This is a genomic window from Streptomyces sp. SCUT-3, from assembly GCF_014083985.1.
GTDB classification, from domain to species: Bacteria; Actinomycetota; Actinomycetes; order Streptomycetales; family Streptomycetaceae; genus Streptomyces_H; species Streptomyces_H thermolineatus.
Genome location: NZ_CP046907.1, coordinates 5,409,669 through 5,430,612 on the forward strand (window position 1 = coordinate 5,409,669; position 20,944 = coordinate 5,430,612).

27 protein-coding genes and 1 pseudogene are annotated in these 20,944 nt (G+C 74.9%); 9 read left to right on the plus strand and 19 right to left on the minus strand.

The window, feature by feature from the left end; translation table 11 throughout:
- The first annotated feature begins 52 nt into the window (after positions 1 to 52).
- Positions 53 to 292, plus strand: a complete 240-nt coding sequence (locus tag GQS52_RS23845) for a hypothetical protein (RefSeq protein WP_182315406.1) — start codon at positions 53 to 55, stop codon at positions 290 to 292.
- Between the two features lie 189 nt (positions 293 to 481).
- Here the strand turns inward: GQS52_RS23845 and GQS52_RS23850 are convergent, their stop codons facing one another.
- Positions 482 to 766, minus strand: a complete 285-nt coding sequence (locus GQS52_RS23850; RefSeq protein WP_182315408.1) for a beta/gamma crystallin domain-containing protein — start codon at positions 764 to 766, stop codon at positions 482 to 484.
- A 323-nt stretch (positions 767 to 1,089) separates the two neighbouring features.
- Positions 1,090 to 1,889 (minus strand): IS5 family transposase gene (locus GQS52_RS23855; protein ID WP_259371089.1). Its coding sequence is split into 2 segments (ribosomal slippage): positions 1,090 to 1,551 and positions 1,554 to 1,889, totalling 798 coding nucleotides; the frame shifts between segments, so codons are not numbered across the junction.
- A gap of 57 nt (positions 1,890 to 1,946) precedes the next feature.
- Between GQS52_RS23855 and GQS52_RS23860 the strand changes: the two genes are divergently transcribed.
- Complete coding sequence (locus tag GQS52_RS23860; protein WP_259370938.1) at positions 1,947 to 2,498, plus strand: site-specific integrase; 552 nt, start codon at positions 1,947 to 1,949, stop codon at positions 2,496 to 2,498.
- Positions 2,499 to 2,544: 46 nt separating this feature from the next.
- Here GQS52_RS23860 and GQS52_RS23865 read toward each other — a convergent pair whose 3' ends face one another.
- The 10 genes from GQS52_RS23865 to GQS52_RS23910 all read right to left on the minus strand — a co-directional run bounded on the left by GQS52_RS23865 (position 2,545) and on the right by GQS52_RS23910 (position 8,312).
- On the minus strand, positions 2,545 to 3,591 hold the full coding sequence (locus GQS52_RS23865) for a MaoC/PaaZ C-terminal domain-containing protein (protein WP_182315412.1): 1,047 nt from the start codon (positions 3,589 to 3,591) through the stop codon (positions 2,545 to 2,547).
- Between the two features lie 157 nt (positions 3,592 to 3,748).
- The gene (locus GQS52_RS23870; protein WP_182315414.1) at positions 3,749 to 4,027 is read right to left on the minus strand and encodes a gas vesicle protein K; all 279 of its coding nucleotides are present in this window, start codon (positions 4,025 to 4,027) and stop codon (positions 3,749 to 3,751) included.
- A complete protein-coding gene (locus GQS52_RS23875) occupies positions 4,024 to 4,257 on the minus strand; it encodes a gas vesicle protein (protein WP_182315415.1) in 234 nt (77 codons plus the stop codon). The genes GQS52_RS23870 and GQS52_RS23875 overlap by 4 nt, the downstream gene beginning before the upstream one ends.
- Entirely contained in the window at positions 4,241 to 5,128 is an 888-nt protein-coding gene (locus GQS52_RS23880; protein ID WP_182315417.1) for a GvpL/GvpF family gas vesicle protein, read from the minus strand. Before GQS52_RS23880 ends, GQS52_RS23875 begins: the two co-directional genes overlap by 17 nt.
- Positions 5,129 to 5,223: 95 nt before the next feature.
- The gene (locus GQS52_RS23885) at positions 5,224 to 5,628 is read right to left on the minus strand and encodes a gas vesicle protein (protein ID WP_259370939.1); all 405 of its coding nucleotides are present in this window, start codon (positions 5,626 to 5,628) and stop codon (positions 5,224 to 5,226) included.
- A complete protein-coding gene (locus GQS52_RS23890; RefSeq protein WP_182315419.1) occupies positions 5,625 to 5,933 on the minus strand; it encodes a gas vesicle protein GvpG in 309 nt (102 codons plus the stop codon). Before GQS52_RS23890 ends, GQS52_RS23885 begins: the two co-directional genes overlap by 4 nt.
- A gap of 5 nt (positions 5,934 to 5,938) precedes the next feature.
- Positions 5,939 to 6,682: a GvpL/GvpF family gas vesicle protein gene (locus GQS52_RS23895; protein WP_182315421.1), complete on the minus strand. Its 744-nt coding sequence runs from the start codon at positions 6,680 to 6,682 to the stop codon at positions 5,939 to 5,941.
- Between the two features lie 3 nt (positions 6,683 to 6,685).
- The gene (gvpJ, locus tag GQS52_RS23900) at positions 6,686 to 7,174 is read right to left on the minus strand and encodes a gas vesicle protein GvpJ (RefSeq protein ID WP_182315423.1); all 489 of its coding nucleotides are present in this window, start codon (positions 7,172 to 7,174) and stop codon (positions 6,686 to 6,688) included.
- Between the two features lie 54 nt (positions 7,175 to 7,228).
- The gene (locus GQS52_RS23905) at positions 7,229 to 7,549 is read right to left on the minus strand and encodes a gas vesicle protein (protein WP_182315425.1); all 321 of its coding nucleotides are present in this window, start codon (positions 7,547 to 7,549) and stop codon (positions 7,229 to 7,231) included.
- Between the two features lie 121 nt (positions 7,550 to 7,670).
- Entirely contained in the window at positions 7,671 to 8,312 is a 642-nt protein-coding gene (locus tag GQS52_RS23910) for a class I SAM-dependent methyltransferase (protein ID WP_182315427.1), read from the minus strand.
- A 124-nt stretch (positions 8,313 to 8,436) separates the two neighbouring features.
- Here GQS52_RS23910 and GQS52_RS23915 point away from each other — a divergent pair, with 124 nt between their 5' ends.
- Positions 8,437 to 11,025: a heavy metal translocating P-type ATPase gene (locus tag GQS52_RS23915; RefSeq protein WP_182315429.1), complete on the plus strand. Its 2,589-nt coding sequence runs from the start codon at positions 8,437 to 8,439 to the stop codon at positions 11,023 to 11,025.
- A gap of 165 nt (positions 11,026 to 11,190) precedes the next feature.
- Positions 11,191 to 11,478: an SHOCT domain-containing protein gene (locus GQS52_RS23920; RefSeq protein ID WP_182315431.1), complete on the plus strand. Its 288-nt coding sequence runs from the start codon at positions 11,191 to 11,193 to the stop codon at positions 11,476 to 11,478.
- A 122-nt stretch (positions 11,479 to 11,600) separates the two neighbouring features.
- On the opposite strand, the gene GQS52_RS23925 is transcribed toward GQS52_RS23920, so the two are convergent.
- The 3 genes from GQS52_RS23925 to GQS52_RS23935 all read right to left on the minus strand — a co-directional run bounded on the left by GQS52_RS23925 (position 11,601) and on the right by GQS52_RS23935 (position 13,367).
- Positions 11,601 to 12,014, minus strand: coding sequence for a four-helix bundle copper-binding protein (locus GQS52_RS23925; RefSeq protein WP_182315432.1), 414 nt, complete (start codon positions 12,012 to 12,014; stop codon positions 11,601 to 11,603).
- A gap of 187 nt (positions 12,015 to 12,201) precedes the next feature.
- Positions 12,202 to 12,852, minus strand: a complete 651-nt coding sequence (locus tag GQS52_RS23930; RefSeq protein WP_182315434.1) for a DUF305 domain-containing protein — start codon at positions 12,850 to 12,852, stop codon at positions 12,202 to 12,204.
- A gap of 89 nt (positions 12,853 to 12,941) precedes the next feature.
- Positions 12,942 to 13,367, minus strand: a complete 426-nt coding sequence (locus GQS52_RS23935; RefSeq protein ID WP_259370940.1) for a DUF6153 family protein — start codon at positions 13,365 to 13,367, stop codon at positions 12,942 to 12,944.
- A gap of 141 nt (positions 13,368 to 13,508) precedes the next feature.
- Between GQS52_RS23935 and GQS52_RS23940 the strand changes: the two genes are divergently transcribed.
- Both GQS52_RS23940 and GQS52_RS23945 read left to right on the plus strand, forming a co-directional pair.
- Complete coding sequence (locus tag GQS52_RS23940; RefSeq protein ID WP_182315436.1) at positions 13,509 to 14,360, plus strand: SAM-dependent methyltransferase; 852 nt, start codon at positions 13,509 to 13,511, stop codon at positions 14,358 to 14,360.
- A gap of 254 nt (positions 14,361 to 14,614) precedes the next feature.
- A complete protein-coding gene (locus GQS52_RS23945; RefSeq protein WP_182315439.1) occupies positions 14,615 to 15,223 on the plus strand; it encodes a hypothetical protein in 609 nt (202 codons plus the stop codon).
- Positions 15,224 to 15,350: 127 nt separating this feature from the next.
- Here GQS52_RS23945 and GQS52_RS23950 read toward each other — a convergent pair whose 3' ends face one another.
- The gene (locus GQS52_RS23950; protein WP_182315441.1) at positions 15,351 to 15,920 is read right to left on the minus strand and encodes a TetR/AcrR family transcriptional regulator; all 570 of its coding nucleotides are present in this window, start codon (positions 15,918 to 15,920) and stop codon (positions 15,351 to 15,353) included.
- A 58-nt stretch (positions 15,921 to 15,978) separates the two neighbouring features.
- On the opposite strand from GQS52_RS23950, the gene GQS52_RS23955 reads away from it, so the two are divergent.
- Positions 15,979 to 16,959, plus strand: coding sequence for a DsbA family oxidoreductase (locus tag GQS52_RS23955; RefSeq protein WP_182315443.1), 981 nt, complete (start codon positions 15,979 to 15,981; stop codon positions 16,957 to 16,959).
- A 160-nt stretch (positions 16,960 to 17,119) separates the two neighbouring features.
- On the plus strand, positions 17,120 to 17,530 hold the full coding sequence (locus GQS52_RS23960) for a hypothetical protein (protein WP_182315445.1): 411 nt from the start codon (positions 17,120 to 17,122) through the stop codon (positions 17,528 to 17,530).
- A 200-nt stretch (positions 17,531 to 17,730) separates the two neighbouring features.
- Here GQS52_RS23960 and GQS52_RS23965 read toward each other — a convergent pair.
- Positions 17,731 to 18,168: pseudogene (locus GQS52_RS23965) on the minus strand (DUF6098 family protein); the annotation flags it as partial.
- Positions 18,169 to 18,342: 174 nt separating this feature from the next.
- Complete coding sequence (locus GQS52_RS23970) at positions 18,343 to 19,647, minus strand: cation:proton antiporter (protein WP_182315447.1); 1,305 nt, start codon at positions 19,645 to 19,647, stop codon at positions 18,343 to 18,345.
- Between the two features lie 132 nt (positions 19,648 to 19,779).
- On the opposite strand from GQS52_RS23970, the gene GQS52_RS23975 reads away from it, so the two are divergent.
- Complete coding sequence (locus tag GQS52_RS23975) at positions 19,780 to 20,184, plus strand: ChaB family protein (RefSeq protein WP_182315449.1); 405 nt, start codon at positions 19,780 to 19,782, stop codon at positions 20,182 to 20,184.
- 84 nt (positions 20,185 to 20,268) lie between these two features.
- On the opposite strand, the gene GQS52_RS23980 is transcribed toward GQS52_RS23975, so the two are convergent.
- Positions 20,269 to 20,808, minus strand: coding sequence for a hypothetical protein (locus tag GQS52_RS23980; protein WP_182315451.1), 540 nt, complete (start codon positions 20,806 to 20,808; stop codon positions 20,269 to 20,271).
- Between the last annotated feature and the right edge of the window lie 136 nt (positions 20,809 to 20,944).

The window sequence follows — 20,944 nt, forward strand, 5'->3', positions numbered from 1 at the left end:
GTCCGGGCGGCCGGGGAATGCCGGGCGGCCGACGAACACCGGGAGTCGACCGATGAACGTCGACGAATACAAGGGGTTTCGCCTTCATGACCACGGTGCTGATCCTGGTTTTCGAGGCGGGACGAACGGCGGCATCCCGACCTCTGACCGGAAACAGCCGGTCCACCGAACGGTCGAGCACCGGGTGCAGATCGCCGCGGCCGCCGGCACGGCCGTTTTCGCCCTTGCCGTGCTCCTGACGGCACGGCGTCCTCCCGCGGAAAGCTGCGGCCCGACCGCGCACCGGCAGTGAGGGCGGGCCCGGGATCCTCCGAGTCCCCGGAGGACCGGACCGGGACGCAACGTCCGCACGCAACACCCGCAAAGCGCCTGCCGACGCGCTTCTCCCCCTGCGGTACCGGCGCCGAGCAGGTGGTGGAGAGCCGCCCGTGCACCGGGGCCGTACGGCCCCGGTGCACGGCGTCGGTCCGGACGCGCCGGATCAGAGAATCTGCAGGGCGTACAGCGTCTGGTTGAGCCCCTCGATGTCGACGATGGTCGACCACTTTTCCATGGAAACCGGCTCGTTGTTGAGGAACATCTGGATCCTGTTGTCGCCGGAGCTGACCTTCCAGACGTTGGGGAGCTGGGGCGTCACGATGCCCGCGTTGGCGAAGCACATGACCTGGTCCCCGCCGTCGTACCAGACCTTGACGAAATCGGTCCTGGTGCCGCAGTCGGTCTGGTTGATGGCGGCAGCCGATGAGACGGGAAGAAGAGCCGTCATGATTCCCGCCGCCGCCACGGTGAGCGCGATGCGCGATGCGCGATGCTTCATGAGAGTGAACATCCTTTTTGAGATACCGAACGTCGTGCAACGGTGCTGAAGAAAAATCAACTGCCTTCCTGGAAAGGCAGTTGATTGTTGGTGATCAAATCAGAAAAAAATCGAGGGCTGAGTGTTCAACCGTTGGATTCGGCCATCCGGAACCTCGCCCGCACAAGGTGGCGGAGGCGTCGGCCGCCGGCAGCCACCGGGGCGGCGGCCTGCCGCCCGGTGATCGTGGGAAAAATAGTGTGCCAAGCGGACTGTGTGACTAAGAGGTCATCTCATTTGGTGAGTCTGCGGTAGCAGATGAGGGTGCAGGCGATGCTGGTGAAGGCGAGGAAGTGGTCGGCTTTGCGCTCGTAGCGGCGGTGGAGGCGCCGGTAGCCGGTGAGCCAGGCCATGGTTCGTTCGATGGTCCAGCGGTGTCGGCCGAGCCGTTGCGAGGTCTCGACGCCCTTGCGGGCGATGCGGTGCCGGATGCCGCGCCCGGACAGCCATCGGCGCAGGTGGCGGTAGTCGTAGCCCTTGTCGGCGTGGAGCTTGCCGGGCTTGCGCCGGCGGGGCCCGCGGCGGGAGCGGATCGGGGGGATGCCCTTGACCAGCGGGATCAGGGCCTGGCTGTCGTGGGTGTTGGCACCGGAGATCCCGACGGACAGGGGCAGACCGGTCCGTTCGGTGATCAGGTGGATCTTCGAGCCGTACTTGCCCCGGTCGACAGGATTCGGACCGGTCAGGTCCCCTTTTTCATCGCCCGCATGTTCACCGAGTCGATGGCGCACCGGGACCAGTCCAGCTCGCCGCGGGAGCCGAGTTCGTCCAGGACCAGGCGGTACAGCTTGGCCCACACCCGGGCCTTGGTCCACTCGGTGAAGCGACGGTGGGCCGTCGCCCCCGACGGCCCGAACGACGCCGCGGGCAGCTGCTGCCACGTACAGCCCGACGTCGCCACGAAGATGATCGCGGCCAGCACCTCACGGTCCCCGTGCCGACGTCGGCCGCCGCCTTGAGGCCGCGACGGCGCCTCCGGCACCACCCGCTGGAACAGCTCCCACAACTCGTCCGGCACCAGCCGCTCAACCATTCCCACCACGACCGGCAGCCTATCGGGCCAAATGAGATGACTTCTAATGTGGGCCGGGTGAGCGTGACGGACGACAGGACGAGCAGCCGGTACCCGCGGCCGACCGTGTCGCCGGAGGAGGCCGAGTGGGTCTGGCGGCTCCTGGCGGACGAGGCGGTGCGTGACGGGGCGAAGCCGGAGACGGTGCGGCTGGCCGTGGTGGTGGGCCTGGTCCGCGACACCGGGGCCCGCTACTCGGACCTGCTGCGGTGCACGGTCGACGACCTGGACCTGCGCACGGGGCGGGTGGAGGTCGCGCACGGCAAGCACCGCACCCTGCGCCGGCACGACCTGCGCGACGGCACGGCGGTGGTGCTGCGCCGCTGGCTGCGGGTGCGCGAGCAACTGTGCGCCGAACTGGAGGGGGCGACGCCCCGGGCCCTGCTGCTGACGGTGCACCACACCCACGACAACGGGGTGACGGTGGTGGCCGGGCTGCCCATCACCGCGCAGGGACTGGTGCTCTCCTGGCGGCGCTTCGTCCACCGCACCAACGCCGCCCACGCCGGCCGCCGCCCCCCGCTGCCCACCCGCTTCGAACAGCTGCGCCGCGCCTGGACCACCGCGTAGCGGCCCTTCCCGGCGGAACGCGACGGGGACGCGGCCGGGCCCGGGATCAGCCGAGGGGCGTGACGGTCCCGCGCAGGTGCTCGCGGCCGGAGCCGGTGCCGTGCAGCCGGAAGTCCCAGCCGGTGCCGGTGCCGGTGCCGGTGCCGGTGCCAGTGCCTGTGCCGTCGGCGTCCGGGCCGGCGGTGCGGACGGAGGCGTGGAAGCGGACGTGTGCGGGGAGCAGGACGGGGGCGCGGAAGACGACCTCCACCCGGTGGGCGTCGGGCAGCAGCGTCTCCAGGGCCGCCAGGCAGCGGGCCTTGGTCCACATGCCGTGCGCGACGGCGCGGGGGAAGCCGAAGGCCCTCGCGGCGAGCGCGTGCAGGTGGATGGGGTTGCGGTCGCCGGAGACGGACGCGTACGACCGTCCCGCCGAGGCGCCGACGTCCCAGTGCTCGTCCACCAGTGCCGCGACGGTGGTGTCCGCGACGGTGTCCGTGGCGGTGTCGTCCGGGTCTCCGGCGTCCGGGTCCGGGGCTTCCGTGCCGGGGGCGGCCGTGTGCGGTTCCGGGGCGGGGGGCCGGCGGCTCCGGGACAGGTAGGTGCTGACCGACCGCCACACGGTGGCGGTGCCGTCGTCGGCCTCGGCGACCACCTCGAACGAGGTGCCCCTGGGATGGGGGCGGGGCTGCCGCGTCCACACGTGGTGGGTGAGCCGCTCCCCGGCGCCGACGGGCCGGAGCTGCTCGATCCGGTTGGCGATGTGGACCAGCCCGAGCATGGGGAGCGGGAAGTCCCGGCGGGCCATCAGGGACATGGCCAGCGGGAAGGCGACCAGGTGCGGGTAGGTGGCGGGCAGCCTGTCCCGGCGGGTGAACCCGCAGACCTCGGCGTACCGTTCCAGTTTCCGGGGATCGGTCGCGGCCTCGCGCAGGACCAGCCGCCGTTCCGGTGCCGGGCCGCCGCCGCGTTTGGGGACGAGCGCGCGGACGTACGGGCCGAGCAGGCCGGGTGGTGCGGTCAGTTCCCGGGTGCCGGGGCGCCCGGCGCTCACGGTGCTCCCGGTGGGGGAGCCCGGGGCGCCGGTGGTCGTCCTCCGGAGGCGATCGGCCATGGGCTCCGTCCTTGTGGGTCGTCGGGTCGCCGAGGCGTTGGGTCGGCGGGTCTGAGGGGCGTCGAGTTGGTGGGCGACGTTCGCCCGAAGGCAAGTTACCGTGGGTTCGCCCAGCTCGGAACGGATACCGCGGATCCGCGGGCCCGGCGCGGGGGAGTCAGTCACGGGGGAGCAGCGTCCCCAGGGGGCCCAGGTCGAGGTTGAGGTCCTCGGGCGACAGCCCGTGGTGGTCGCGGAGTTCGGCCATCCGTTCGTCCAGCAGCATCAGCGTCCGGCCGATGCGCTCCACCTGGTCGTCGGTGAGGTCTCCCTGGTCGATGCGCCGGATCGCCTGCCGCTCCATCAGCTGCCGCAGCAGTTCGACCACGGTCAGCACGAGGGCGACGAGGTCGCGTCCGACGGTGTCGGCGTCGAGGTCGACCCGCTCCGCGGTCAAAGCGGCCCCCCGTCCCCCCAGGGCGCGGGGACGCGCTCGTTGACCGAGGACAGCAGCGCGTGCAGGGAGACCCGTACCAGAGGCACTTCGGCAATGGCGATCACCAGGTCGCCGCTGACGACCACGCCGGTGCCCAGCACCCGGTCCAGCAGGTCGACCAGGGGCACGCCCACCGGGCCGCCCTCCTCCCACGCCTCCTCCCAGGGGAGGGCCTCAGCAGCCGAGGTCACCGGTGCCGCCCCCGTCCACGAAGGAGTAGGGCACCCACGGCCCGGAGACCTCGATGCGGACGCCGTCCGCCTCCGCCTCCTGCCGCAGCCGCCCGACGGCTGCGGCCAGTTCCCGGTCGCGGTCCCCGTCCACCAGGTAGGCGGCGTTCAGCATCTGGGTGCGGCGGTCGCGGTCGGGCCCCGGGCCGTGCAGGCGCAGCCGGCGTGCGGCCACCGCCAGGCCCCGCAGGGCTGTGTCCACCCGTTCGGCCGCGCGCAGTGCGGCCTCCTGCCGGAGGTCGCACGCCCGTTTCCGGCTGCGCACCCGCTCCAGGTAGGCGCGGCCCGATCCGGGCCCGTCCGGGGAGGAGGAGGCGGGTGCGGCGGGGCCCTCGGGCTTCCCGGCCGGTGCGGGCGCGTCGGGCCGCGCCGGCACGGTGTACGCCTTCACCGCCCACTCGGCGCGGCCCTCGATGCGGTCGAGCGCGGCGTGCAGGTGCTGCTCGCGCTTCCCGAGCGCGGCGCGGGCGCGCTCGTCGCCGAGGTAGAGGGTGGCCAGCGGCAGAGGGACGGTCGGGGCGCAGCGCGCCGCCGCGGAGACCACGGCGTGGTGCGTCCGCGCGCAGCGCTCGAGCTCCGCGCCGTCGGACAGCCGTTCCCGCACGGCCTCCTCGGAGAACCGGTCGGCCGGCACGTCCTGCACCACGGCGGTGAGGGATCCCAGGGGGAGCAGCCGGACGCGTGCGCCCTCCTCGTGGCCGGGCATCCCTTCGAGGGCGGCCGGGTCGCCGCCGCGGCAGACGGCGAAGACGCAGGTGGCGGTGGAGGCGTCGGTGGCGGTGGGGACGTCGGTGGCGGTGGGGACGCCGGTCGTGCACGGGGCCGCCGTCATCGGGTGCTCCTCACATGGACGGCCCGGGCCGCGGCCCGGGGAGGGGGAAGGGGGAGGGAAGGGGACGAGGGGGGAGGGGCGGGCAGGAGCAGGGGTCAGGAGCCGGCCGGTTCCCCGGCCGCGCCGGGAGCGGCGGCCGGAGAGCTGCCGCTCTCCAGCGCCTCCAGCCGTTCGCGCAGCTGCCGGTTCTCCTCGGCGAGCGCGTCGCGGGCGGCGCGCGAGGAGAGCGCGGGGTCGGTCTCCCACCAGTCGATGCCGGCCTTCCTGGCGGTGTCGACCGAGGCGATGAACAGCCGCAGGCGGATGGTCAGCAGTTCGATGTCGAGGAGGTCGATCTTGATGTCGCCGGCAATGACGATGCCCTTGTCGAGGACGCGTTCGAGGATGTCGGCGAGGTTGGCGGTGCGCGGCCCGTAGGGGGTCGTCGACGCGGGCGCGTCCCAGGGGTCGGGGGGACGCGTCCCCGCCGGGGCGAGGGCGGTCCCGGCAGGGTCGTTCATCGGTGCGCTCCTGTCGTCGGTTCCTGCGGTCTCGTCGCCGGTCCCGTCGCCGGTCCCGCGGCGGCCGGCGGTGTGCGGAACAGCCGGTGCTCGAGCAGGTCGAGGAGCCGCTCCTCCTCGCGTTCGAACTCCTCGGTGCCGATCTCCCCGTTGTCCAGCGCCTCGTTCAGGGCGGCGAGCCGGGCCCGCAGGACCGAGGGGTCGTACAGCTCGTGCTCGGCCGCTTCGTTGACGCGCTCGGCCAGCCAGGCGACCCCCCTCACGGGTGCGAGCGGCAGCAGGAGGATCCCGGTCAGCAGGCCCATGCCGCTCAGGCCCCGGCCGGTGCGTGCGCGGGGCCGACGAAGCTGTAGCAGGGCATCGGGCCCGTCAGCTTCAGCTCGACGCGGCCGCGGTGGCCCGTCGCGAGGCGCGAGACGGCCGCGGTGAACCGGTCGTGCCCGGAACCGCCGACCAGGAAGGAGACGTTGAGGACGCATCCGGCCACCTCCGGGCCCGCGGCGGTGCCGTCGGCGAGCGCGGAGAGTTCGCGCAGCACCGGGACCGCCGCTTCCCGGGCCCGGCGCTCCAGCCCCGCCGCCACCGCCTCGCCCAGGCGCAGGTGCGCCTCGTAGCCGGGGCGGCGGCGCGCCTCGTCGCGCAGCCGCCGTACGCGCGGGTCCTCCTCGAGGAGGCCGGCCAGCCCCTCCTCCTGGGCCGGCAGCACCTTGAGGTTCATCTCCACGCGGCCGTCGACGCGGTCGAGGCAGGACAGGTGATGGCGCTCGGCCGCCGCCAGCCGCTCCACGAGGAGGTCCTCGCCGCCGCACACGGTGCCGAAGCGCATGGGCACCACCGGGCCGTGCGCGGCGAGGGAGGCGAGGATCCCCTGGTGGGCCGTCAGGTCGCGCCTGCGGGCACGCAGCCCTTCGGGGACGTCGCTGACCACGGCGGCCAGCCGGCCCGCCGGGAGGCGGCGGACGGGGGCGGGCGGCGAGCCGACGCCGAGGCTTCCGGCCGGGAGCCGGTGGCCGGCGCGGACGACGCCGTAGACGTACAGGTCCCGTGCGGCCACCGGTCAGTCCTCCTCGGCGCGCCGGGCGGTGCGCGGGCGGCCCCCGCGGGCCTTGGCGGTGGTCCGGCGCCGCGGGCGGGGCTCCTCCTCGGCCGGTTCCTCCCGGGGCTCCTCCTCCGGCTCCACGTCCTCGTCGCCGTCCTCCGCCCCGATGGCCCTCCGGACCTTCTCGCCCATCGACCGGACGGCCTTCCCCGCCGCCTTCTTGCCGACGGCCCGGGTCATGCCCCCGCCGCCGAAGAGCTCGGGCACCGTCTTGCTGCGGGTGTCGGTCTCCAGGTCCAGGCGGTTGCAGGCCTCGGCGAAGCGGAGGTAGGTGTCGACGCTGGCGATGACGATGCGCACGTCGACCTTGAGGATCTCGATGCCGACCAGGGAGACGCGGGCGAAGACGTCGATCACCATCCCGCGGTCGAGGATGATCTCGATGACGTCGTACAGCGTGCCCGCGCGGGGCACGCACGCGACCTGCTCGGTGTAGGTGGTGGTCATTGCGGGGCCGTCCTCTCGGGTACCGCGCTGCGCCGCGGTCGGCTGCGCGGGCGGTCAGTCGTCGGCCGCACCGCGCCGGTAGCGGCGGACCCTGCGGTAGCGCAGGAGCTCACCGTCCCGGTCGAGCTCCACCTCGTACGTGGCGAGCAGGCTGGTGGTGTCGGGGATGCGCGGCACCTCCAGCACGTCGACCTCGACGTGCCAGCCGTCCTCGGAGCGGCCGACGGCGGACACCCCCTCCGCCGGGTGGCCGGTGAGCGAGGTGATGCACCGGCAGGCCCGGCCGGCGGCCTCCTCGGGCCCCTCCACCGGCGGAGGGGAGGAGACCGCGCTCCCGGCCGCCGGGCGGCCGCGTCGTTCGCGTTGCTCTGCCATGGGGATCAGTGTGTCCGCACGGAACCGCGGCGTGCGCGTGCTGATGGGCCGGACGGAGCACCGCACGCGGCGGGCGGCCGTTCCGCCGAGGCCTCCCCGCCGGCCCGGGGCGGCTTCCGGGTCAGGCTTCCCGCGCGGGTCCGCCGGGCTTGGTCGCGGACAGGCGCTCGACGACGCCCGCCCGGAAGCGGTCGCGCCGCTCGACGGTGAACCCCGACGCGAGCACCAGGGCCAGCGGGCGGCGGGTCATGCGGTCGCCGCACCAGCGCCACGTCAGCCTCTCCAGGCCGCGCTGGGCCGCCCGGACGGCCCGGCCGGAGCCGGCGACGTGGTCGAGCAGCAGCAGGCGCCCGCCCGGGCGCAGCACGCGGTGCATCTCGGCCACGGCGGCGCGGTCGTCGGGGACGCTGCACAGGGCGAGGGTGGACACCACGGTGTCGAAGCAGGCGTCGGCGAAGGGCAGCCGCTCGGCGGACCCCTCCACCAGTTGCGCCCGCAGGCCGGCGCGGGCCGTCCGCCCGCAGGCGTGTTCGAGCATGGCGCGGGAGAGGTCCAGCCCGACCACCTCGGTCCCCGGCGGGTACAGGGGCAGGTTCAGTCCGGTGCCGACGGCGACCTCGAGGGTGCGGCCGGACGCGCGGGAGCAGACCCACCGGCGGCTGTCCCCGACCAGGAGGCGGTCGCAGCGCATCCAGCGGTCGTACGACGGCGCGATGCGCTCCCAGATGCGGCGCACCCGCCGGGCGGGCGTCTCCTGGTCCACGGCACGTTCCTTCCGAGAGGCCGCCGGCCTGCCGGTCGTTCCCGCAGCGGCTAGCCTCCAAGTGTGGCCCGCCGGCCGGGGAGAGGCATCGGCGGACCGGCCCGCTCTCCGAGGGAGAAGCGATATGCGTCACCGTGAGAACCGTCCCGAGGACCGTTCCGCAGACCGCCGCGGCGGCCCCGCGCAGCCGGGGGGAGGGCCCGGCGGCGGGGAGCGCACCACGACGGTGCTGGACGTGAGCGGCATGCAGTGGGCCTCGCAGCAGGGCACCGTCGCCGCCGTGCTGGAGCGGCGCCCCGGCGTGCTGGAGGCCGAGGTCAACCCGGTCGCGCAGTCGGCGACGGTGGTCTTCGACCCGCGGCGCACCTCCCTGGCGGAGCTGACCGGCTGGGTGCGCGAGTGCGGCTACCACTGCGCGGGCCGGTCCGTGCCGCACCACATCTGCGACCCGACGGCCGAACCGGCCCCGCGCCCCGCCACCGCCCCGGAGGGCGTGCGCGAGGCACCCCCGGCCGCACCGGAGGGGAGGCCCCCGGCCGCGCCGGAGGGGAGGCCCTCGCCGCAGGAGGTCATGGGGCACGGCGGGCACGAGGGCATGTCGATGGCGGCGATGACGGCCGACATGCGCAACCGCTTCCTGGTGGCGCTGCTGTTCTCGATCCCGATCGTCATCTGGTCGCCGATCGGCGAGGACGTGTTCGGCCTGGACGTGCCGGTGCCCTTCGGGCTGCGCCAGGACGTGTGGGCGCTGCTGCTGAGCCTGCCGGTGATCCTCTACTCGTGCACGGTCTTCTTCGGCGGGGCCGTGCGGGCCCTGCGCGCCCGGACCCTGGACATGATGGTCCTGGTCGCGGTGGCCGTCGGCTCCGGCTGGCTGTACTCGCTCGTCGTCACGCTCACCGGCGGCGGGGAGGTCTTCTACGAGGCGGCCACCGTGCTGGCCGCCTTCGTGCTGCTCGGCCACTGGTTCGAGATGCGCGCCCGGGGCGGCGCCAACGACGCGATCCGCACCCTGCTCGACCTCGCCCCGCCCAGGGCGCTCGTGGTGCGCGACGGGCAGCCGGTCGAGGTGCCCACCGCGGAGGTCGTGGTGGGCGACCTGCTCCTGGTCCGGCCCGGGGCGAGGATCGCCGTCGACGGGGTGGTGGAGGAGGGGGAGAGCGAGGTCGACGAGTCGATGGTCACCGGCGAGAGCCTGCCGGTGCACAAGCGGCCGGGCTCGCAGGTGGTCGGGGCGACCGTCAACGCCAACGGCACGCTGCGGGTGCGCGCCGCCAGGGTCGGCTCCGACACCGCGCTGGCGCAGATCGTCGAGCTGGTGCAGGAGGCGCAGAACTCCAAGGCGCCGGGACAGCGGCTGGCGGACCGGGCGGCGTTCTGGCTGGTCCTCGTCGCACTGGTCGGGGGTGCGGCGACCCTGGCGGTCTGGCTGCTGGCCACCGACCGGTCCTTCGGCGCCGCGATGCTGTTCGCCATCACGGTCGTGGTCATCACCTGCCCGGACGCCCTGGGCCTGGCCACTCCCACGGCCGTCATGGTGGGGACCGGCCTCGGGGCGAAGCGCGGGGTGCTGTTCAAGAACGCCGCCGCGCTGGAGACGTCCGCCGGCATCGAGGTGGTCGTCATGGACAAGACCGGCACCCTGACCAAGGGCGAGCCGGAGGTCACCGACGTGGTCACCGCGCCCGGCGCGGACGAGCACGGGCTGCTGCGGCTGGCCGCGGCGGTGGAGGCCGAGTCCGAGCACCCCCTGGCCGGAGCGGTCGTGCGGTACGCGCGGGCCCGCTCGGCGGGCACCGCGAGCGCCCGGGACTTCGAGAACGTCCCCGGCCACGGTGCGACCGCCGTGGTCGACGGCCACCGGGTCGCGGTCGGCAGCCTCCGGCTGGCCGAGCGCGAGGGCGTCGTCCCGGAGCCGCTGGCCGCCGCCCGCGAGGAGATGGCCGGCACCGGCCGCACCGTGGTGGTCGTCTCCGTCGACGGCCGGGCGGCGGGGCTGATCGGGCTCGCCGACGCGCCCCGGGAGACCTCGGCCGAGGCCGTCGCCGAGCTGCGCGCCCTCGGTGTCGAGACGGTCATGCTCACCGGCGACAACCGGGCCACCGCCGAGCGGATCGCCGGACGGCTGGGCATCGACACCGTCGTCGCGGAGGTCCTGCCCGGCGACAAGGCGGACAGGATCGCCGAACTGCAGCGCGGCGGGCGCAGGGTCGCCATGGTCGGCGACGGTGTCAACGACGCCCCCGCCCTCGCCCGGGCCGACCTGGGCATCGCCATCGGCGCCGGCACCGACGTGGCCATCGAGACCGCCGACGTGGTCCTGATGCGCTCCGACCCGCTCGACGTGCCCACCGCCCTGCGCATCGGCCGGGGCACGCTGCGCAAGATGCGGCAGAACCTCGGCTGGGCCGTCGGCTACAACGCCGTCGCCCTGCCGATCGCCGCCGGCGTCTTCGAACCGGCCTTCGGCCTGGTGCTGCGCCCGGAGATCGCCGCGCTGACGATGTCGGGCTCCAGCTTCGTCGTCGCCGTCAACGCCCTCGCGCTGAAACGGCTGAGGCTGCCGGCCGCGGCGCCGCCAGCAGAGCCGCCCGCGGCACCGCCCGCAGGCGGGCCGCGGCCGGGCACGGGGGCCGCCGGTCCGGGTGCGGCCGGCTCCGACACCCCGCCCGCCGGCCCCGACGCCGGGGAGGCGGGCCGCCGCGCCGCCTGACCCGGCCCCGGCTCGCCGTGTCCCGCCGGTGCCCCGCGGGGCCGGGGCCGGGCGTCCCCGGTGCCCGGGCCGGTCGGCCCTGGCCGTTCCCCCGCGGCAGGAGGAGGATCGAAGGCATACCGGGCGAATTGCCTGCCGGGACCGCACCGGTGGGAGGAGGCGGCGATGTACTGGTACGACCACGGCATGAGCGGATGGGGCTACGCGCTCATGGCCGTCAGCATGATCGTCCTGGGGGTGCTGGCGATCGCCGTCGTCGTCGTCCTCGTTCGCGCCGCGGGGCGCGGCGGGGCGCAGCAGCCCCTCCAGTACCCCGCGCCCCCTCCGCCCGGGCCTCCGCCCGCCGAACAGGTACTGGCCGAGCGTTACGCCCGGGGGGAGATCGACGAGGAGGAGTACCGCCGGCGCCTGGACACCCTGCGGGCCGGGCCGTCCTCCCGGCCCGGCACCTGACCGGCCCGGCACCTGACCGGCCCCGGCACCTGACCGGCGCAGGGGCCTGACCGGCGCAGGCGCCCCGGCGGACCGGCCCGGGAGGGCCTGCCGTCCGCCGGGGCGCCTGCGCCGTCCCGGGCTCAGCCCAAGGTCTTGATCAGTTCGTTGCAGGCCTGCTCGCAGCGGCGGCAGGCCTCGGCGCACACCCTGCAGTGGTCGTGCATGGAAGCGTGCTGCTCGCACTCGTCGGCGCAGGCCTTGCACACGGTGGCGCAGGCCTCGAGCTGGGCGCGGGTGACGTTGGCGTCGTAGCCGGTGTGGCGGGAGAGCACCGCGGCGGTGGCGGCGCAGATGTCGGCGCAGTCCAGATCGGTGCGGATGCACTTGCGCAGCTCGGCGACCTGCTCCTCCGACAGGCAGGCGTCCGCGCAGGCGGTGCACGCCTGGGCGCAGGCGACGCACTCCTCGATGCAGCGGGCCATGGCCTCACGGTCCACCCCGCCCAGGTCGGCGGGGTAGGCGGCCAGCATGTCCTTGGCGACGGTAGTGGTCATGGGACTGACTCCGATCCTGCCGGGAGCCGACGGGCCCCGGTGGCACGTACGGACGGATTCCCGGCACCGTCCGTACGCCTGACACCACAGAGCGGGATCAAACCCGCCGTTCGCCCCGGGCCTCGGCGGGGCGGGGCGGGCGGGGGCGGAGCGGCCCCTCGGTGTCGCCCCGCCCCCGCCCGGAGGGTCAGCCCTTGCCGAGCAGCTTCTCCATCCGGTCGATCTCCGCGTTCTGGACGGCGACGACGTCGGCGGCCAGGTCCTTGGAGGGGCCGTGGAGGCCCTGCTTCCTCTCGGTCTCGGCCATCTCCACCGCACCCTCGTGGTGCGCGATCATCATGGTCAGGAACGCGGTGTCGAACTCCTTGCCGGAGGCCTTGCCCAGCCCAGTCATCTGTTCGTCGCTCATCATGCCGGGCATGCCCGCGCCGCCGTGGCCGGACCCGTGGTCCATGCCGCCGTGGCCCGCGCCGTCCGTGCCCTCGGGCACGTCCTCGCCCCAGGCGGCGAGCCAGCCCGACATGGTCTCGATCTCGGGGGCCTGCGCCTTCTCGATCTCCTCGGCGAGCTTCTTGACCTCGGCGGAGGACGCCCTGCTCGCGGCCAGTCCGGCCATCTCCACCGCCTGGCGGTGGTGGGGGATCATGCCCTGGGAGAAGGCGACGTCGGCCTCGTTGTGCTTGTCCGCCGGGGCCGTGGCCGGGGCCGAGGTGGCGCCGGCGTCGTCGGAGGGCCCGGCGGGGGTGCTCTCGCCGCCGCAGGCGGTCAGCGTGAGGGCGGCGGCTCCCGCGGCGAGGAGCAGGGCTGCCCGGCGGGCCAGGGAACGGGTGGGGGTCATGGTTCGGAGAACTCCTGTGTCGTGCGCGAATGAGGACGTGCGGGGCCGCGGCGGCAGGCCGGTTCGGGGCGCTGCGCCGGGAGGGCGTCCTATATCCGCAGGAGTTGGAGTTCGGCGAGGGACGGCGGGGCGCGTCCGCCGTCGGGGCCGGCCGGGACGCGGAGGGCGGGCTGCCGGTCCGCCGCGTCCGGGTGGTGGATGCCGACTGCCGCCACGGGCGCGGTGGGGGAGGAGGGGACCGAGGCGGAGGAGCACGCCGGATCGGCGTGGCTGCCGTGGCCCGCGGGCCCGTCCTGGCCGCCGGGGCAGGCGTGCGGCGGAGCCGTCGCGTCCGCCGCCTGGTGGGAGGCGGGGGCTGTGTGGTGGGCGGCGGAGACCGCGCGGTGGGCGGGGACCGGCAGGCCCGCGGCGCCGAGGCCGTGCATGCCCACGAGACCGGCCAGCACGGCGAGCACGAGCAGCACCGGCGCCCGCAGCACCTGCTGCGGGGAACGGGAGGGCTCGCCGAGGACCACCGGCTCATCGTAATGCCCCGCCCCGCGGGGCCTTCGGGGAGGAGGAGGTGCCCGAGCCGGGCGGTGTACCCGAGTCGTGCTTCAATTCCGTTTCAAGCAAGGGCAGTTGGTAAGCAGTTCGACGGTTCGGGAAGGCCTGGCATGACGGACGAGCAGGAGTGGATGAGGGTGGACCCGGACGCGCCGGCGAGGGAGCCGGTGGACCTGCGCACCGACCGGCCCCACTCGGCCCGCATGTACGACTGCTACCTGGGCGGCAAGACCAACTACCCGGCCGACCGGGAGGCGGTCGGGAGGGTCCTGGCGGCCAACCCCACGGTCATCATCGCGGCCCGCGCCAACCGGGCGTGGATGAACCGCGTCGTCCGGTACCTGGCCGAGCACGAGGGCGTGCGCCAGTTCCTCGACATCGGCACCGGCATACCCACCTCGCCCAACCTGCACGAGATCGTGCAGGGCGTCGCGCCGGAGGCCAGGGTCGTCTACGCGGACAACGACCCCATCGTCCTGGCGCACGCCCAGGCGCTCCTGCGCAGCACGCCGGAGGGGCGCACCGCCTACCTCGACGCCGACGTCAGGGACCCGCGGCGCATCCTGACCGCCCCTGAGCTGCTCCGGACCCTGGACCTGGACCGGCCGGTCGCCCTGAGCATGGCGGCGCTCCTGCACTTCGTGCCGGACGACCAGGGTGCCCAGGACATCGTCAAGACCCTGGTGGACGCGCTGGCACCGGGCAGTTTCCTGGTGCTCTCCCACGCCACCGGGGACTTCGCCCCCGAGGAGTGGGCGAGGACCGTCGAGACCTACCGGGCGAGCGGCACCGACGCCCAGGTGCGCTCCCGCGAGGAGGTGGCCCGGTTCTTCGACGGCCTGGAGCTGCTCGAGCCGGGTGTGGTGATGCCGCACCAGTGGCGCCTGGACGTGGACGCCTCGCCCCTGGTGCTGCAGGACGCCGAGGTCTCCGGGTGGGTCGGCGTCGCCCGCAAGCCCTGAGCCGTCCCGGCCCCGGACCCGGTACCCCGGCGCCCCGCGGCGCGCGGCGCGCGGGGGCGCCGGGCCCGCCCGCCTCCGGCGTCGTCACTCCGTGTTCTCGGTCCACTCCGCTGCGGATGCGGACACGCCGGGCCGCTGCGAGACTTGACGCACCCGAAGAACCCTCCGTGGTGGTGGTTCGGCCGGGCACAACCTTTCCGTGCCTCCGGCGGTCGGACCCTGCACACGCGCACTCATGTATTGAGGGGAACCCCATGCGACGGTGGAACACCGCACTGGCCGCGCTCGTACTCACAACCGCAGGGCTGACGGTGACGACGGCCTCGGCCGCGCCGGCCGCATCCGTTCCGACCGCGTCCGTCCCGGCGGCCGCCGCGCAGGCGGCCGCGGTCTGCCCGACCGGCTGGGGAAGCCTGACCAAGTCGGTCACCGAGACGTCCTACAAGCCGCTGACCAACGTCAGGACGGGGCGGCACGACTGCTTCGACCGGATGGTCCTGGATGTGCCCGGTGCGGGCAGCAAGCCCATCGGCTACCGGGTGGGCTACGTCGACACCCTGTACCAGGACGGTTCCGGCAACCCCGTCGCGGTCCGAGGCGGCGCCGTGATCGAGGTGCGGGCGGCCGCGCCGAGCTACGACCCGGCGACCGGGAAGGCGACGTACCCCGCCCGGGCCGGGCAGCGGCTCCCCGGCGTGGACGTCACCGGGTACCGCACCTTCCGGGACACCCGGTTCGCCGGCAGTTTCGAGGGCGACACGCAGATCGGGCTGGGGGTCCGGGCGCGGCTGCCGTTCCGGGTCCTCCGGCTCCCCGACAAGCTGGTGATCGACGTCGCCCACTCCTGGGGCAAGAAGAGCTGATCCTTCCGCCCCCGTTTCCCGGCGCCGGGAAACGGGGGCGGGGGGAGAGACGAGGGCGCCGTCCCGCCCGGCAGTGCGGGACGGCGCCCTTCCTGCTGCCCGGACGCGGCAGGGCCGAAGGGGCGGGTCAGCAGCGGAAGAGGCGCCAGGTGGCGAGCGCGGCCTCGCCCGGTGCGGGCGCGTCCGGGGAGGAGGCCTGCGCGGCGAGCCAGTGCGCGAGGACGCCGGTGAGGGCGCCGGCGAGGTAGGCGGCGTGGATGTCGACGGGCACGTCGTCGAAGCCGGAGGGGCGGCCGTCCTCGCGGAAGCGCTCCGCCAGTTCGCGGGCCAGGCGCTCGCGCATGCGGACGGCGAACAGGGGGCTGCCGCGGTCGCAGAGCACCCGGTGGTAGAGCGTGGCGTTGGCCGCGATGTGCTCGAAGAGGTCGGTGAGCGGTTGCGGGGCCCGGTCGCGGGGGGCGGTCAGGGGGCACAGTGCGGCGGCCCGCACGGCCTCCGCGACGGCCTCCTCCATCGAGTCGCTCACCAGGGAGTGCAGGTCCGGGTGGTGCTGGTAGACCGTCGTGCGGTTGACGCCGGCCCGCTTGGCCACCTCGGAGACGGTGATGGAGCTCAGCTCCCGGTCTGCGGCGAGTTCGAGAACGGCTGTGCGCAGCCTGGCCCTGGTGCGCCGGGCGCGCGGGTCGTCTGGGTTCACGGCCCTTACTCTACGACACCTGTTGCTTATCCAACACGTGTCGTTTAGTGTTTCCGGTATGCGAATCGAGGTGTGGGCGGACGTGGTCTGCCCCTGGATGTACATCGGCAAGCGGCGGCTGGAGAGGGCCCTGGCCGGGCGCGGCGGCGAACCGGTCGAGGTGGTCTGGCGCCCGTACCGGATCGACCCGACGGCGCCGGCCGAGGCCACGCCCAGGGCCGGACTGCTCACGGACCCCGACGCCCGCGAGGCGCTGCGCGAGTGCGCCCCCGGCCTGACCCCGGAGGAGAACCGGGACCGGGTGGCCGACGAGGCCCGCGCCGAGGGCCTGGGTCCGCGCTGGGGCGCGGTGTGGCGTGCCAGCAGCCACGACGCGCACCGGCTGATCGCGCTCGCCCTCGACGCCGGCGGCGCACGCCTCCAGGACGCCGTGGTGGAGGCCGTGCTCAGGGCCCACTTCGTCGAGGGCCTCGACATCAGCGACCGCGAGGTCCTCGGCCGGCTCTCCGACAGTGCCGGCTTCCCCTCGGGCGGCGCCCTGCTCGACGACGGCGCGGGCGAGGAGCAGGTGCGCGAGCTGCTGCTCCGGGGGAAGGCGATGGGCGTGCGGACCTCCCCGACCTACGTGGCCGCCGGCCTGGCACTGGCCGGTGCGCAGCCGGCGGAGTCGATCGCGGCGCTCCTGCGGGACGCCGAGGCAGCCGGCGAGCCGCGGCGGCTGCCCGAGGAGGTGGAACGCCTCCGGCACGCGGAGGCGCTGCTGGACGTGCGGGACCCGCTCGGCGCCCTCACCCTGCTGCGGCCGCTGCTGGCGGACCACGGCGACGACCCCAACGTCCGGCTGCTGGCCGCCCGCGCCTACTACGCCTCCGCCCAGCTCGGGCGGGCCAGGGGGATCCTGGAGCAGCTGGTCGCCGACGCGCCGGACGACGCCTACGCCCGCCTGCTCCTGGGGCGCACCCTGGAACGCCAGGGCCTGCCCGCCGAGGCCGCACCGCACCTGCGGATGGCCGCGGCGATGGTGCCCGACTACGGCTGACCGCCCTGTCGCTGATCCCCTGTCAGCTCCGTGCCGGCCCGGACCGAGGGGGCCGGACGGAGCAACCCGGCCACGTCGGGAGCAACGAGAGGTGCGTTCCCGGGCCCGGTGTGGTGATGCTGAAAAGGACTCATCAGTGCATTCACGACAGGGAGTTTTCATGCGTGCACGTCGGATCCTGACCCCCCTGGCCTTCTCGCTGGCGCTGGCCGGCCTCGGTGCCTCGGCGGCCCAGGCCGCTCCTTCGCAGGTCACGCCGCAGGAGTGCATCGAGGCAGGCGGCCGGGTGGTGAACCTCAGTGCGGAGGTCTCGATCTGCGTCGGCGGCAGCCTCAGCGGCGAGGTCATCGAGCCCGGTTCGGTGAACAACGAGACCGACACCGGGACCGGGGTCGGCACGGACACCGCGGCCGGTGCCGGAGCAGAGGCCGGCACCGGGGCGGAGACCGGAGTCGGCACCGAGAACGGGGTCGGTACGGAGAACGGGACCGGCACCGAGGCCGGGGTCGGCACCGAGAACGGGATCGGCGCCGGTTCCGCCGGTGTCGGACAGGACGGCACCGCCGTCTGACGTCCTCCTGTCCCGGACGGCTCATCGGCAGCGGGCGCGCCCAGCGGCACGGGGCGCGCCCGCTCCGGCGTGCTCCGGGCCCGTCACCGCCCCCTGCGCGGGGCGGACGGCCTCCCGGGCGGGGCGGACGCGCCGTGCCCGCCCCGCCCGGGGGGCCCGCCCTGTGTGTCGTACTCGCCCTGCGCGTCGTGCTCGGGCGGCCGCCGCATCGGACCCCAGGGGCCGCGCTGGCGTGCCACCTCGGCCTGCGCCTTGGCGATGACGCGGCTGCCCACCCAGGCGAGCGGCCGGACGTCGGTCACCAGGGGCTCGTTGTCGGGGCCGCGGCCGATCTCCCGGCCCCTGAGCACCCACGGCCGCACCTGCGGGCCCTGGTCGTGCCGCAGGTGGCAGTAGTCGTACAGCCTGCGTGCCACCCACAGCCGCACCGAGCGGCCCGCCCACCAGGGCTCGACGTCGAGGGTGTTGGCCGACAGCCCCGGCAGCTCGACGCCGGTCAGGGTGTCGGTGCTGGAGGTGCGCTCCAGGTCCGGCCCGGGCCCGCGGGACCAGCGTATGTACAGGTGGTCGCTGCGGTGGACGAGGGAAGCCAGGTCGTCCAGGTCGCGCAGCTCCGTCATCCGGGGGGTCGCCGCCATCGTGGGTCGCTGCCTTCCCTGCTCCCGCGTCTTTCCCGCTCCGCCGCCCCGTGCCTCCCCCGCCCCGCGCCGCCGTGGGACGCAGGGGTCCGAAGCCGCTCGCGAGGGGTCGGGTGCCCGCCGCCCGGGCGGGTAAACCGGCAGGTCCGGCGCCGCGCGCCCGCACTCCGCCCGTCAGAGGCGCTCACGGGCCACCGCGTCGTCGTCCGGCTCGGCCGTGCCGCTTCGGGCGCGCCGGCGGCGCAGCCGGTCCAGGCGCGAGATCACCGGTGTGGCGGTGACCCCGTGCAGGACGACGGAGGCGAGCACGGTGAACGTCACCACCGCCCACAGCTGCCGGTCGAAGGCGCTCAGGTCCTCCTGGCCCAGGGCGTGGGCGAGGTAGAACAGCGAGCCGATGCCCCGGATGCCGAAGAACGCGGTCACGATCCGCTCCCGCGGGCCCGCGGCCCCGCGCGCCTGGGCGACCCAGCCCGTCACCGGGCGGATCACCACCAGCAGCAGGAGCCCCACCGCGGCCCCCTGCCAGGTCAGGGCCGCCAGGCCGCCGGTGGCGACGTAGCCGCCGAGCAGGAAGAGCAGGACGGCGGTGAGCAGCCGCTCGACCTGCTCGACGAAGTCGTGCAGGACCTGGTGGTAGCCGTGGGCGCGCTCGGCCGCGCGCAGGGTGCACGCCGTGGTGAACACGGCCAGGAAGCCGTAGCCGTGCAGCAGCTCGGTGACCCCGTAGGCCAGGAACGTCGCGCCGAGGGCGACGAAGCCCTCCCGGTGCTCGGACAGCCGCAGCGCTGCCCAGCCGGCCCGGAAGAACATCCACCCCAGCAGCCGCCCCACGGCCAGTCCGCACAGCACCCCGACGGCGCACATGTACCCCACCTCCACCAGCGCCCAGTGGCCGATCCACTCCGCGGACCAGCCCGCACCGGCGACGGCGAACAGCGCGAGGGCCGCGTTCACCAGGGGGAAGGCCAGCCCGTCGTTGAGGCCGGCCTCGCTGGTGAGGGAGAAGCGCACCTCGTCCTCGTCGTGCTCGGAGTCGGTCGGCTCGCCCACCCGCACCTCGGAGGCGAGCACGGGATCGGTGGGGGCGAGGACCGCGGCCAGCAGCAGGGCGAGCGCCGGCGGCCAGTCCAGGAGCAGCCAGGCCGCGACGCCCGTGGCGGCGACGGCCAGCGGCATGGTGATCCCCAGCAGCCGCCAGGTGGTGGACCACGCCCGGCGGCCGAAGGGCCGGTTGATGGCCAGGCCGGCGCCCATGAGGGAGATGATCACGCACACCTCGGTCACGTGCTCGGCCCAGAAGCGGTCCCGCACCGGATCGACCCGCGGCAGGGGGAGGGGAAGCAGGTAGGCGGCCAGGCCGCCCAGGGCGAACACCAGGGGGAGGGAGAGCGGCCGCCGGGCCACCAGCCGGGGCAGCACCGCCGCTCCCAGCGCACCCAGCCCCAGCCACGCGTACACGGAATCCGACAGGGTCACCGGGGCCGCCTGCCTCGGAAGACGCACCGCGAAACCCTGCAGGGGGCGACCGTTCGGGAGGGTTTGTCGGGAGTGCCCCGGGGGACGCGAAGGACGACAGCGGACGGAAGGAAACGCAGGAGGTGACCTTCGTTGCCGGGACGTGAGGAACTCCCCTCGACCCTGGAACGCTCCCCGGAGGAGGCGCAGCGCACCTGGATCAAGGCGCACGACTCCGCAGTGGAGCAGTACGGAGAGGGACGGCGGGCCCACCAGGTGGCCTACGGCGCCCTCAAGCACACCCACGAGAAGGTGGGCGACCACTGGGAGCGCAAGGAGAAGGGCCGCAAGGGCCCCTCCGACCCCCGGGCGGCCCGGCCGCGGCAGCAGGGCGGCCGCACGGGCGAGGGCGTCGACGAGCACGCGTCGAAGAAGCACCTGTACGAGGTGGCCAAGCGCCTGGACATCAGCGGCCGCTCCCGCATGGACCGGGACGACCTGCTGGACGCCATCCGCAAGGAGAACCGCTCGCGGACGCGGAAGGCCCGCTCGGACTGACCCCGGTCCGGCCGGACCGGCCCATGCCCGGGTGCCCGGATCGCCGGACGCCGGTCCCGGGTGCCCGGGGTCCGGGGTGGAGCGTCAGGCGGCCTTCGCCGGGGCCGCCGGGCCGGTGCGCAGGCGCTCGGCGAGACCGTCCCGGTGCAGGTCGGCGACGGGCGCCAGCAGGTCCGGGTGCCGCAGCAGCGAGGCGGCCCGCCGGTCGTGGGCGTCCGGGTCGGTCAGGCGGCGGAACGCGGGGGCGCAGACCCCGTCGGCGTCCGCGTCCTCCTCCGCCAGGGCGGCCACCGCGGCGGCCGCCAGGGCGGGGTCGGCCAGCAGGCACGCCGCCCAGCTCGCCACGGTCTCGTCCACCCAGGTCCGCCAGCCGTGTTCGGCCCCGTCGGTGGCGCCGGCGTCGGCGCCGACGAGCCGGTCGAGCCGGGCGGAGCCGCCCGGCCCCACGATCCCGAGCAGTGCGACGTCGACGGGCGTGGGGTGGAGGAGCCGCGCGGCGACGGTGGCCGCCTGCCGGGCCTGCGTCTCGGCCAGGGCCGTGCTCAGCGCACCCCCGGCCGCCGGGTAGGCGCGGACCAGCCACTGCGCCGTGGCCGCTATGACGGGTGACAGATCGGCGGACACCGCAGCCCACCACCTTCCTCGTCGGGTGCTCGCTGCGCCGTTGCGGCGCGGACGGCGCCGGTGCCGGCGCGGCCAGGGTAGACGCTGCGGTGGCGCGACAAGGATGGCGAACGTCACGTTCGGGGAAATGTCACTT